The organism is Bacillus sp. Pc3, assembly GCF_000815145.1.
Classification (GTDB): Bacteria; Bacillota; Bacilli; order Bacillales; family Bacillaceae; genus Bacillus; species Bacillus velezensis.
This window is the reverse complement of the sequence record NZ_CP010406.1, coordinates 718,175-731,391: the sequence shown is the minus strand read 5'-3', so window position 1 is coordinate 731,391 and position 13,217 is coordinate 718,175. Positions and strand designations below refer to the sequence as shown.

Genomic DNA, 13,217 nt, shown 5'->3' with positions numbered 1-13,217 from the left:
GGTATTGAATGACAAAGGAGCTGAGGATCATGAAGGGGTCCTTTACAGTTGAAAAGGTATTAAATAACAATGTGCTCATCGCAACACATGATAGATACAGTGAGGTCGTCTTAATCGGAAAAGGGATCGGCTTTGGAAAAAAACAAGCGGATGTCATTGAAGATAAAGGGTATGACAAGATGTTCATCTTAAAGGATGAAAAAGAACAAAAACAATTTAAAAAGCTCCTCGGTTATGTGGACGAGACACTTGTCGACATCTCCAATGACGTCATTTATCATATCAAGAAGCGGACAAGCCAACCGTTAAATGAGCATATCCATATTGCGCTGACTGACCATATCGCCTTTGCGGTAAAGCGGCTGCAGCAGGGTTTTGACATTAAAAACCCGTTTCTCATGGAAACCGAAACGCTTTATCCGGAAGAATTCCAAATTGCCCGTGAAGTCGTCGGCATGATTAATGAAAAGACGGGAATCTGCCTTCCGGAAGGAGAGATCGGCTTTATCGCTCTGCATATCCACTCCGCCCTGACGAATCGGCCCCTTTCAGAGGTCAATCAGCATTCACAGCTGATGTCCCGGCTCGTTCAGGTGATTGAGGAATCTTTCCAGATGAAAGTGAATAAAGAAAGCGTCCACTATTTGCGGCTGATCCGGCATATCAGATTTACCATAGACAGGATTAATCGGGAAGAGCAGACAAAAGAACCAGAAAAGTTAATGTTATTATTGAAAAATGAATACCCGCTATGCTACAATACTGCTTGGAAACTGATAAAAATCTTGCAGCAAATACTGAAAAAACCAGTTCATGAGGCGGAAGCGGTTTATCTCACGCTTCATTTGTACCGATTAACCAATAAAATTTCATAATTTCAGTTGAAACCTTAAAAACGTGTCACTGATTCGATCAGGCATGAGTGATTGAGGGTAAAAAACGGGAAGAACGGTCCCGTTATTTTGCACACCCTTTTTACTCATGCCTTTTTTGTTGTGTAAAAGGGCAAATGTAAACGGTTAAACTGAAGACTTGCGCCAGTGAATTCGTTGTCATGAATTTTCGCTGTAAGGTCACACTAGCTAACAGAGGAGGTACATCTTTTATGTTTAAAGCATTATTCGGCGTTCTCCAGAAAATCGGCCGTGCTCTTATGCTTCCGGTTGCGATTTTACCGGCTGCGGGGATCTTGCTTGCGTTAGGGAATGCCATGCAGAACAAAGATATGATTCAAGTCATGCATTTCTTAAGCAATGATAACGTTCAGCTTGTGGCGAACGTCATGGAAAGCGCCGGCCAAATCGTATTTGACAACCTGCCGCTTCTTTTTGCAGTAGGGGTTGCGATCGGTCTTGCCAACGGAGACGGTGTTGCCGGAATCGCGGCCATTATCGGATACCTGGTCATGAACGTATCCATGAGCGCCGTGCTTATGGCGAACGGCAGTATTCCGTCTGACAAAATTGAACGGGCAAAGTTTTTTGCGGAAAACCATCCGGCCTATATTAACATGCTGGGGATACCCACTTTGGCGACGGGCGTGTTCGGCGGTATTATCGTCGGGGTCCTGGCCGCGTTATTGTTCAACAAGTTTTATAAAATTGAACTTCCGCAGTACCTCGGATTCTTTGCGGGTAAGCGGTTTGTCCCGATTATCACATCAATTTCCGCATTAATTCTCGGTCTTATTATGTTAGTGATCTGGCCTCCGATCCAGCACGGTCTGAATTCCTTCTCCACGGGCCTTGTGGAAGCGAATCCAACCTTGGCGGCCTTTATTTTCGGGATGATTGAGCGGTCATTGATTCCGTTCGGTCTTCATCACATTTTCTACTCGCCGTTCTGGTATGAATTTTTCAGCTATAAAGATGCCGCAGGAGACATCATCCGCGGAGATCAGCGGATTTTCATGGCTCAGATCAAAGACGGCGTACAGCTGACGGCGGGAACATTTATGACGGGGAAATATCCGTTTATGATGTTCGGTCTTCCGGCGGCAGCGCTTGCAATCTATCATGAAGCGAAGCCTGAAAAGAAAAAACTTGTAGCCGGAATCATGGGTTCTGCCGCTCTGACAAGTTTCTTAACGGGAATTACCGAGCCGCTTGAATTCTCATTCTTATTTGTGGCTCCTATCCTGTTTGCGATTCACTGCGTATTCGCGGGACTTTCCTTTATGGTTATGCAGCTGTTGCATGTAAAAATCGGTATGACGTTCTCAGGCGGTCTGATTGACTACTTCCTGTTCGGAATTCTGCCTAACCGGACGGCTTGGTGGCTTGTCATTCCGGTCGGCTTAGGACTAGCACTCATTTACTACTTCGGTTTCCGGTTTGCGATCAGAAAGTTCAATCTGAAAACGCCGGGCCGTGAAGAAGAGACTGCGGATGAAGGTGCGGGCGCCTCAGGCGAAGCCGGCGACCTTCCTTATGAAATCCTGCAGGCAATGGGTGATCAGGAAAACATTAAGCACCTTGACGCTTGTATCACGAGACTTCGCGTTACGGTCAACGACCAGAAGAAAGTGGATAAGGCCCGTCTGAAACAGCTTGGCGCCTCAGGCGTTCTTGAAGTCGGAAACAACATTCAGGCCATTTTCGGCCCGCGTTCTGACGGTTTAAAAACACAGATGCAGGATATTATCGCCGGACGCACGCCGCGCCCTGAACCGAAAGTATCCGCGCAAGAAGAAGTCAGCCAGCAGGTTGAAGAGGTTATCGCAGATCCGCTCCGAAACGAGCAGGGTGAAGAAGTGTTCGCTTCTCCGATCACCGGCGAAATCCATCCGATTACCGATGTGCCTGACCAGGTGTTCTCAGGAAAAATGATGGGTGACGGTTTTGCGATTCTTCCTGAAGAAGGAATCGTCGTATCGCCTGTCCGCGGAAAAGTGCTGAATGTTTTCCCGACAAAACATGCGATCGGCCTTCAGTCTGACGGCGGAAGAGAGATCCTGATTCATTTCGGAATCGACACAGTCAGTCTGAAAGGCGAAGGATTCACTTCTTTTGTTTCTGAGGGTGACCGGGTTGAACCGGGGCAAAAGCTGCTTGAAGTTGATCTTGAAGCGGTTAAACCTCATGTTCCTTCATTAATGACACCGATTGTCTTTACAAATCTTGCCGAGGGTGAAGCGATTTCCCTTTCGGCCGAAGGTACCGTAAAACGGGAACAAAAAGATATTGTGAAAATCGGAAAATAAGCATATAAATACGCCGTGCTTGTCAGATGACAAGTACGGCTGTATGATATAATATTGTGTAGTAAAATAGCTTTAATTTAAAGGAGAATGATAATCATGGCACAAAAAACATTTAAAGTAACAGCAGATTCCGGAATCCACGCTCGTCCTGCGACAGTTCTTGTACAGACTGCAAGCAAATACGATGCTGACGTAAACTTAGAATATAACGGCAAAACAGTAAACCTTAAGTCAATCATGGGCGTTATGTCTCTAGGTATCGCTAAAGGCGCTGAAATCACAATTTCCGCTTCAGGCGCTGACGAAAACGATGCTCTTAACGCTTTAGAAGAAACAATGAAAAGCGAAGGACTCGGCGAGTAATGCAAGAATTAAAAGGAATAGGCGCTTCAGCCGGAATTGCGATTGCGAAAGCATACCGGCTTGAAGAGCCGGACTTAACGGTTGAAAAGAAAAACATTGCTGATGCTGCGGCTGAAGTAAGCCGTTTTGATGAAGCGATTGTACGTTCTAAAGAAGAGCTTGAAAAAATTAAAGAGCATGCTTTAAAAGAACTGGGACAAGACAAAGCTGACATTTTCTCCGCGCACCTTTTAGTTCTGAGTGATCCTGAGCTGTTGAACCCGGTAAAGGAGAAAATCAGCACAGATTCAGTCAATGCTGAATTCGCTTTGAAAGAAACAGCTTCCATGTTCGTTACTATGTTTGAATCAATGGATAACGAATACATGAAAGAGCGTGCGGCGGATATCCGTGACGTAACAAAACGTGTGACGGGGCACCTGCTGGGCGTGGAAATTCCGAACCCGAGCATGATCTCAGAAGAGGTTGTTATCGTGGCTGAAGATTTGACACCGTCTGATACGGCGCAATTAAACCGTCAGTTTGTAAAAGGTTTTACAACTGATATCGGCGGACGCACTTCACACTCCGCGATCATGGCCCGTTCGCTTGAAATTCCGGCTGTCGTCGGCACAAAAGCGGCTACAGGGACAATTGAAAACGGTGTTACGGTAATCGTAGACGGCATCGATGGTGATGTGATCATCGATCCTTCCAGTGAAACGTTAAAGAAATATGAAGAAAAGCACAGTGCTTACCTGGCGCAAAAAGCTGAGTGGGCGAAGCTCGTCAATGAACCGACTGTTTCTAAAGACGGCCATCATGTAGAGCTTGCCGCAAATATCGGCACACCTGACGATGTAAAAGGCGTTCTTGAAAACGGAGGAGAAGCTGTAGGGCTTTACCGTACGGAATTCCTTTACATGGGACGCGACCAGCTTCCGACGGAAGACGAGCAGTTTGACGCTTATAAAACGGTTCTTGAGCGTATGGAAGGAAAATCAGTTGTCGTGCGGACATTGGATATCGGCGGCGACAAAGAGCTTCCTTACCTGCAGCTCCCTAAAGAAATGAACCCGTTCTTAGGCTACAGAGCCATCCGCCTTTGCCTTGAAGAGCAAGAAATCTTCAGAACTCAGCTTCGTGCGCTGCTTCGTGCAAGTACATACGGAAACTTAAAAATCATGTTCCCGATGATTGCGACAGTAAACGAGTTTAAACAGGCGAAAGCGATTCTTCTCGAAGAAAAAGAAAAACTCGTCGAAGCCGGCGTAGCGGTTTCTGACGATATTGAAGTCGGTATGATGGTAGAGATTCCGTCTACAGCCGTTATCGCAGATCAGTTTGCCGCAGAAGTTGACTTCTTCAGTATCGGAACAAATGACTTGATCCAATACACGATGGCTGCTGACCGCATGAACGAGCGCGTAGCTTATCTGTATCAGCCATACAATCCGGCGATTCTCCGTCTGATCACCCTTGTTATTGAAGCCGCTCACAAAGAGGGCAAATGGGTCGGCATGTGCGGAGAAATGGCGGGAGACGAAATTGCGATTCCGATTCTTCTCGGCTTAGGCTTAGATGAGTTCTCGATGAGCGCTACATCCATCCTTCCGGCAAGAACGCAGATCAGCAAGCTTTCTAAAAAAGAAGCTGAATCATTCAAAGAAACAATCTTGTCTATGAGCACGACAGAAGAGGTTGTCGCATTCGTTAAAGAAACATTCAATAAGTAATACAAAAGCCAGACGGTGTAAGCCGTCTGGTTTTTTTCATATTCGGAAAAAAGGGGGGAACAATAACTTTCAACAGGAGGGATTATCATGACAAAATCATTTGCAGCGGGGGATACGGTCTATGTGATTTACCGCAATCCGCATGCCGCCAATGTTGCCCATATTAAAGAGGCGGAGATCGTCCATCACCCGTATCATGAGGGAGAACTGTCTCTGTTTTTATACGAAACCTATCATCCGCTGGCCGAAGATGACGCGGTCTTTTCGACATATGAGGAAGCGGAAGCGCTTTACAGCGAGCTTTTTGAAGAAGACCGGTATCATTGATCAAAGGAAATGTTTACAACGCATATTCACTCTCTTTTAAACGGAAAGTAACAACATGAGAATATGTAAAGGGAGTGTCTGTCTATGCTGAAGCCGTTTGTGCCCCAGCTTGTTTATATTGAACCGAGAGCGCTCGAATACCCGTTAGGAAAAGAGCTGAAGAATAAGTTTGAAAACATGGGGCTTGAGATCAGAGAAACGACATCGCATAATCAAGTCCGGAATATTCCGGGAAAAAATCACTTGCAGCAATACCGGAACGCGAAATCAACATTGGTAATCGGCGTCCGGAAAACACTGAAATTCGATTCTTCAAAGCCGTCCGCCGAATATGCCATTCCGTTTGCGACGGGCTGTATGGGGCATTGCCACTATTGCTACCTGCAGACGACGATGGGGTCAAAGCCCTACATTCGGACATATGTCAATGTGGAAGAGATTCTGGATCAGGCTGATGAGTATATGAAAGAACGGGCGCCGGAATTTACAAGATTTGAAGCCTCTTGTACGTCTGATATCGTAGGAATCGATCATCTGACACATACATTAAAAAGAGCCATTGAACATTTCGGACAAAGCGAATTGGGACAGCTCAGATTCGTGACTAAATTTCACCACGTCGATCATTTGCTTGATGCAAAACATAACGGAAAGACTAGGTTCAGATTCAGCATCAATGCGGATTATGTCATTAAAAACTTTGAACCGGGAACTTCTCCGCTCGACAAACGGATAGAAGCCGCCGTTAAAGTCGCTAAAGCGGGCTATCCGCTCGGTTTCATCGTGGCGCCGATTTATATTCACGATGGCTGGGAGGAAGGCTATAAGGAACTGTTTGAGAAACTTGATGCGGCGCTTGATGAAGACGTTCGGCATGACATCACATTTGAACTGATCCAGCACCGTTTTACAAAACCGGCCAAACGGGTGATTGAGAAGAACTATCCGAAAACAAAGCTTGAGCTTGATGAAGAAAAGCGCAGATACAAATGGGGTCGCTACGGAATCGGCAAGTATATATACCAAAAAGACGAAGAGCATGCTTTAAGGGAAACACTGGAATCTTATATCGAAACCTATTTCCCGAAAGCGAAAATCGAATATTTTACGTAAGGCGGAGCTGTCGGTACGACGGCTCTTTTTTTGCTGCGCCAAATGGCGGAAATGTTTGATATTTATTTCAAGGTTTATTCATTTTCTTGGCCGAAAGACCGATATAACTCTCAGGAGGGGATGGTTATGTTTAAAAAAATGCACATCAAAATTGCTGTGTTTGTCTCGGCAATGCTTATCGTAACGGTTATTTTTTTAACGGTTTCTTCATATTTGACATTAAAGCCGATGATGACGGAGGAAGCAAAACGTACGACAGAGAATGTCACCAATTCACTCGGTCAGAACATTGAGCTTCAGCTGAAAAATGATGAGACCGTATTAATGAGATTAGCAGACGGTGAATTGTCCCGGTCTTTTCTATCAGATGGGAAGAAAGAAACCGCGCGGCTTTTTAACGATGAGTTAAAACAGATCGGACAGAATGACAAATATGTCGCGCTTGCGTACGTCGGAACCGCAAACAAACAAATGTTTACATATCCAAAGGCCGATTTTGCCAAAGACTATGATCCGACAAATCGAACGTGGTATAAGATGGCGGCTGAAAAACCCGATAAGGTTGTCTGGACTGACCCTTATAAAGATGCAGTGACGGGAGACATGATCGTGACGGCGTCAAAAGCCATTCAAAACAGCGGAACCGTCGTCGGAGTGGCGAGCTTAGATTTGAAGCTGTCCTCCATTCAGAGCATGGTCAACGAGCAAAAGGTTCCGTATAAAGGATTTGCGTTTTTGGCGGATGAAAACGGCTCTCTTCTGGCCCATCCGGCAAAACAGGGAAAAAATATTTCGGAAGATCAGACGTTAAAAGACATCACTGCGGACAAAGAAGGCATCAAAGAGCTGCAGGGGAACATGGTCGTCTACCAAACGGTAAAAGAAACAGGGTGGAAAGTCGGAACGCAGTTTGAAAAAGATCAGCTGATGGGAGTAGCCGACAAAATGAACACGGTGAGCATTTTTATGTCACTGATCGCCCTTGTGATTACGATCGGACTCAGCTATTTCCTCGCAAAAACGATAACCGGGCCGATTCAGCAGCTGATCGCAAAAACAAATTCAGTCTCAGCGGGAGATTTAACCGTCCGCGCTCAGACGAAATCAAAAGATGAAGTAGGCGAGTTAACAAAAGACTTTAACCAAATGGTTGAAAATATGAAAGAGATGGTCGAACAGGTCAAGGCCTCCTCAGAAAATGTGTCTGATACATCTGACCAGCTAACCGTCATTTCACAAGAAACAAATGAAACGAGCGGACAAATCGCAAAAGCGATAGAGGAAGTCGCCGCCGGAGCGACAGAGCAAGCGTCAGAGGTTGAGACGATCAACGAAAAATCAGAAAATCTCTCAGTCAAAATAAAAGGAATCGCAGATCGCGCAGGCAGCATAAAACAACTCTCAAAATCTTCAGAGGATGCCAGCTACAAAGGATTGGACGCGCTCGGGCAGCTGCTGATGAAGTCAAACGAAGCCAATTCAGAAACGAAAAAAGTAGAGGCAATGCTGAATGACCTGGAAGAACAAACGAAAAACATAGAAGAAGTCGTGACGGCAATATCCGCTATTTCAGACCAGACGAATCTCTTGGCGCTGAATGCGAGCATAGAAGCCGCAAGAGCGGGAGAAAGCGGACGGGGCTTTGCCGTCGTCGCGGAAGAAGTCCGCAAGCTTGCTGAACAATCAGCTCTTTCTTCCGGCCATATCAGTGAGACGGTTCGTCTGATTCAATCAGAGACAAAAGAAGCGTCACACGCGATGATTGAGGCAAGCAGAATGAATGATGAACAAAACAGCGCTATTCATGAAACGGGTGAGGTTCTCAATCTGATTACGACGGAAATGCAGTCTCTCGTTCAAGGTATAGATCATATTTACAATGACATTCAAAAAATGAGTGAAGAACAAGCCGCGATTCAAGAAGCGATTCAAAGCATCTCCGCCATTTCTCAAGAATCTGCGGCAGCGGCGGAAGAAGTGAATGCTTCTACTGATGAACAGCTCGTTACGCTTGAAAAAGTGAAGCAATCGACTGATATGTTAAAGAGCGCAAGCGAAGATCTGATCAGCGCCATTTCTAAATTCACCTTGTGACGCGGTCTCTATCAGCCTATAATATGGTAATATAGACATGAAAGAGTGATATATGAATCGCATCAGGGGAGGAAAGCGCAGTGAACAAAACGGTCGGATTTATCGGTTTGGGCGTCATGGGAAACAGTATGGCATCGCACATTTTAGAAGCGGGCTATCCTGTTTTAGTCTACACGCGGACGAAACAAAAAGCGGAAGAGATTCTGAATAAGGGAGCGGTCTGGCAGGAGACGGTCAAAGACCTTTCAGAGAAAGCTGACATTATTATTACTATGGTCGGCTATCCGAGTGATGTCGAGGACATCTATCTCGGCGAAAACGGCATTCTCCGGCACGCAAAAGAAGGGGCGTTTGTCATTGATATGACGACATCAAAACCGTCTCTGGCGAAAAAGATTGCGGAGCAGGCCAAAGAAAAATCCATTCACGCTCTGGATGCACCCGTTTCCGGCGGAGACATCGGCGCGCGGAACGGAACGCTTGCCATTATGGCCGGAGGAGAAAAAGAAGCGTTTGAAGCATGCCTGCCGCTTTTCTCCGTTATGGGGGAAAACATTCAGTATCAAGGTCCGGCCGGCAGCGGCCAGCATACGAAAATGTGCAATCAGATCGCGATTGCAGCGGGAATGGTCGGAGTGGCTGAAGCGATGGCTTACGCTGAAAAATCCGGTCTGAACCCGGAACAAGTGCTGAAAAGCATTACAACCGGAGCGGCTGGCAGCTGGTCATTGTCAAATCTTGCTCCCCGTATGCTGAAAGGTGATTTTGCGCCCGGATTCTACGTGAAACACTTTATTAAAGACATGGGAATCGCCCTTGAAGAAGCGGAGCTCATGGGAGAAGAGATGCCCGGATTGGCGCTCGCCAAATCATTATACGACAAGCTTTCCGCGCAAGGTGAAGAAAACAGCGGAACTCAAAGCATTTATAAGCTTTGGGTGAAATAAAAAAGATTGCCCGCAGGGGCAATCTTTTTTATTATTTATTTTCCGATAAATTGCTGTGTCCAGATGTTTCCTGATTCTACGTAACCGACACCGATTTGAGTGAACTCAGGATTCATGATGTTCTTTCTGTGGCCTTCACTGTTCATCCAAGCTTTGACAACGGCTTCAGGAGTCGGCTGGCCTTTGGCGATATTTTCACCGGCGGTTTTATAAGTGATTCCGAAAGATTTCATCATATCGAAAGGTGAGCCGTAAGTCGGGCTTTGGTGATCGAAATAGTTTTTGTCTTTCATATCTTGTGATTTTGCGTGAGCTGATTTGCTTAGTTTATCATCAATCTGCAGAGGTTTTAAGCCTTGCTTTTGTCTCTCTGCATTTGTCAATTCAACGACTTTCTTTTCGTACGCACTGACAGATGAAGGAGTTTTCTCGCTGCTGTTGTTTGTGTTATCTGTCTGCTTTGCATTGTCAGCAGCCTGGTTTTGCTGGTTTTGATCGGCTTTCGGTTTTTCAGCAGCTGCCGGAGCCGTTTTTGCCGGTGTTTCTTTTTGAACGTCTTTAACTGTCATATCAGAATGCTTTGCGTGTTTTTGCAGCTGCTGTTTCAGTTCTTTCTCATTTTTAACGTTCAGCTTTTTCACGCTCGTTTTCATATGTAGTTTTTCAACAGCCTCTTGAAGAGTCAGATGCTGTACGGTGTTTCCTTTTTTTACGGTAACGACGTGCTGGCATGACAGCTCTTTGGCAGATGCCTGCTGAATGCCTCCGAATGTAATTAAACTGACTGCCGCGGCGGCAGATAAGAGAAATGCTTTTTTCATAAGTTTATAGCCTCCCAGAGAAGTTGTTTTTTTCTACATGAAAAATCTTATCACAGCTTTTTTGTCATAATGCAGGCAGCCATTTCCTTTGACAACAAACGTTTGTCATAATTGTAATTGAGCACAGAAAAATGGCTTTATATCAGGAAAAACGATCTGTATTTATTTTTTAAAATCCGTTACATCTCTTCAAATTATTTGAAGTGTTAGATATATTTTAAGATAATTTGATCTTGACAGTTTTTTTTACCCGTTTTCGCTGTAACAACTTTTACAAAAATGTTACAATTAAAATCTGTTTATGTAAATATATTCAATGATTTGAGAGGTGTAACAGAAAGTGGCTGAAGTCGCGCGCGAACCAAAGAAAAAAACGAAACGTTACAGAGCGCTGAGAATGAATCTCTATTTTTTGATTGTTTTTCTTCTCTTTACGGCACTGATTTTTAAACTCGGCATCGTCCAGATTGTCGAAGGGGATAAACACCGCCAGGATGCGGAGAAGGCAAATGCAAAAACCGCCTATTATCCGACACCGCGGGGAAAGATGTATGACAAGCGGAACAGAGTTGCGGTTGATAACCAGGCTGTGCCTGAAATTGTATATGTTTCTACCTCAAAAACCTCGGCTAAGGACAAATTGAAAACGGCAAAAAATCTCGCCGCACTGATTCATATTGATACTGAATTTATGAAGGATCGAAATATCATTGATTACTGGCTTGCCGCACATCCAAAGAAGGCGGAAAAGCTTATGAAGGATTCAGAAAACAGCCTGAAATCCCAAGAAGTGTACAAACGCCAGATTGAACGCGTCCCGAAGCAGGAGATTGATGCGATCAAACAAAATAAAAAAGAGCTGGAAATCGCGGCGATTTATACGCGTTTTTCAAGCGGCAACGCCTATCAGCCGCAAGTCGTTAAATCAATGGACCCGAATAAGCTGAACGGAAACGGAAACAGCGGTTCACTGCTTGACGAGCATGAAAACAACAAGCAAAAACCAAAAAGCGACCTGACATATGAAGAAGTTTCCGTCGTATCCGAGCACCTGAAAGAGCTCCCCGGCATTGACGTAATCAATGACTGGACGCGGAAATATCCGTACGATAAAACGCTGTACTCTCTGTTCGGCGGTGTGACGACACCGGAACAGGGATTGTTGGGCGAACGGAAAGATTATTATGTCACAAGAGGCTACTCACTGAATGACCGGGTGGGAAAAAGCTACATTGAATATCAGTATGAAGACTATTTAAACGCACATAAAGAAAAAGTAGAGTATGTGGAAAACAGCAAAGGTGAAGTCGTCAGCCAAAAGCCCGTCGATGAAGGCAGCAGAGGCTACGATCTGCAGCTCTCGCTCGATATGGAATTACAGTCGAAAGTCGAAAAAGTCATTGAAAAAGAGCTGAGAAGAAGCCGCGCTGCAGGCAACTATATGGTTGACAGAGGATTTGCCGTCATGATGGACCCGAACAACGGGGATATTCTCTCAATGGCGGGGAAACGCATCGATCTCGAAACAAATAAAATACAGGATTTTGCGATCGGATCATTTACGACCCAATATGAGATGGGCTCTTCTGTTAAAGGAGCGACTGTTCTCGCGGGTTACCAAAGCGGCCTCCCGCATTATAAAACGTTTGTCGATGCACCGCTTGTATTTAAAGGCAAAACGAGAAAACAATCGTGGACACAAATGGGAGCCATTACTGAGCTGACCGCGCTGCAAAGAAGTTCAAACGTGTATATGTTTCATGTGGCCATGCATATCGCCGGCATTACCTACAGGCCGTACGGCACGCTGCCTGCCGGATTAGACGATATTAAGAAAATGCGCAACTACTATGCCCAATTCGGTTTGGGTGTGAAGACCGGGATTGATCTTCCGCAGGAATCAGCGGGCATGCAGTCAAATCCGCAATTGGTCGGGGGATTGCTGCTGGACTTTGCGATCGGACAGTTTGATACGTATACGCCGCTTCAAATGGCTCAATATATTTCAGCCATCGCAAACGGCGGGTATCGCGTCCAGCCGCGGATCGTCACAAGCATTCATGAACCGGACAGCAAAAGCAAGATTGGAAAAGCGATTGAACAGCGAGATATTAAAATTTTGAACAAAGTAAATAACAGTCCGAGCGATTTTGACCAAGTTCATAAAGGAATGAAGTTGGTTACAAGCTCACCTCAAGGAACGGCTTATTCAACATTCCAAGGTTCCGGCGCTGATGTTTCCGGAAAAACGGGAACCGCGCAGACGCACTATTACGGCACGAACAAAAACTGGTGGGGGAAAGAGACGTATAACCTGACCTTTGTCGGCTATTATCCGTCAGAACATCCAAGAGTGGCATTCAGCGTCGTCGTTCCGTCTGTTCAGGATGATCACGATCATGTCAGCAAAAACATTGCCAAGGGAGCAGTTGACGCTTACAAAGAGCTTGAAAAGAAATACAATAAAAAATAACAAATGAAAGGGCGGCCGAACATCTCGTGCGCCCTTTCTTTCATTCAGGAAAATTGACGTTCACAATAAGAATAGAAGGAGAATGCTCATTTTTTAGCGAATCAATCTAGTGGAATTTCTTTTTATATCAGTCCGTGTCCAGCCTGCAGTGCGAGTATAATG

General features: G+C 45.3%; 10 protein-coding genes. 9 read left to right on the top strand and 1 reads right to left on the bottom strand.

What is annotated here, in order from left to right; genetic code table 11:
- Positions 1 to 8: 8 nt before the first annotated feature.
- The 8 genes from glcT to SB24_RS02835 all read left to right on the top strand — a co-directional run bounded on the left by glcT (position 9) and on the right by SB24_RS02835 (position 9,761).
- Complete coding sequence (gene glcT / locus SB24_RS02870) at positions 9 to 875, top strand: glucose PTS transporter transcription antiterminator GlcT (RefSeq protein ID WP_012117426.1); 867 nt, start codon at positions 9 to 11, stop codon at positions 873 to 875.
- A 230-nt stretch (positions 876 to 1,105) separates the two neighbouring features.
- A complete protein-coding gene (ptsG, locus tag SB24_RS02865) occupies positions 1,106 to 3,202 on the top strand; it encodes a glucose-specific PTS transporter subunit IIBC (RefSeq protein ID WP_039251626.1) in 2,097 nt (698 codons plus the stop codon).
- A 96-nt stretch (positions 3,203 to 3,298) separates the two neighbouring features.
- Positions 3,299 to 3,565: a phosphocarrier protein HPr gene (locus SB24_RS02860; RefSeq protein WP_003154654.1), complete on the top strand. Its 267-nt coding sequence runs from the start codon at positions 3,299 to 3,301 to the stop codon at positions 3,563 to 3,565.
- Positions 3,565 to 5,280: a phosphoenolpyruvate--protein phosphotransferase gene (gene ptsP / locus SB24_RS02855; RefSeq protein ID WP_015417356.1), complete on the top strand. Its 1,716-nt coding sequence runs from the start codon at positions 3,565 to 3,567 to the stop codon at positions 5,278 to 5,280. The genes SB24_RS02860 and ptsP overlap by 1 nt, the downstream gene beginning before the upstream one ends.
- Before the next feature lie 87 nt (positions 5,281 to 5,367).
- The gene (locus SB24_RS02850; protein WP_003154646.1) at positions 5,368 to 5,607 is read left to right on the top strand and encodes a splAB operon transcriptional regulator SplA; all 240 of its coding nucleotides are present in this window, start codon (positions 5,368 to 5,370) and stop codon (positions 5,605 to 5,607) included.
- An 84-nt stretch (positions 5,608 to 5,691) separates the two neighbouring features.
- The gene (gene splB, locus SB24_RS02845) at positions 5,692 to 6,720 is read left to right on the top strand and encodes a spore photoproduct lyase (RefSeq protein ID WP_007409601.1); all 1,029 of its coding nucleotides are present in this window, start codon (positions 5,692 to 5,694) and stop codon (positions 6,718 to 6,720) included.
- Between the two features lie 126 nt (positions 6,721 to 6,846).
- Positions 6,847 to 8,814: a methyl-accepting chemotaxis protein gene (locus tag SB24_RS02840; RefSeq protein ID WP_039251622.1), complete on the top strand. Its 1,968-nt coding sequence runs from the start codon at positions 6,847 to 6,849 to the stop codon at positions 8,812 to 8,814.
- An 80-nt stretch (positions 8,815 to 8,894) separates the two neighbouring features.
- Complete coding sequence (locus SB24_RS02835; RefSeq protein WP_025284653.1) at positions 8,895 to 9,761, top strand: NAD(P)-dependent oxidoreductase; 867 nt, start codon at positions 8,895 to 8,897, stop codon at positions 9,759 to 9,761.
- Positions 9,762 to 9,796: 35 nt separating this feature from the next.
- Here the strand turns inward: SB24_RS02835 and SB24_RS02830 are convergent, their stop codons facing one another.
- Positions 9,797 to 10,582 carry a CAP domain-containing protein gene (locus tag SB24_RS02830; protein ID WP_039251620.1) on the bottom strand — a complete coding sequence of 262 codons (786 nt, stop codon included), beginning with the start codon at positions 10,580 to 10,582 and terminating at the stop codon, positions 9,797 to 9,799.
- 340 nt (positions 10,583 to 10,922) lie between these two features.
- Between SB24_RS02830 and SB24_RS02825 the strand changes: the two genes are divergently transcribed.
- The gene (locus SB24_RS02825) at positions 10,923 to 13,055 is read left to right on the top strand and encodes a peptidoglycan D,D-transpeptidase FtsI family protein (RefSeq protein WP_039251618.1); all 2,133 of its coding nucleotides are present in this window, start codon (positions 10,923 to 10,925) and stop codon (positions 13,053 to 13,055) included.
- Positions 13,056 to 13,217: the final 162 nt, after the last annotated feature.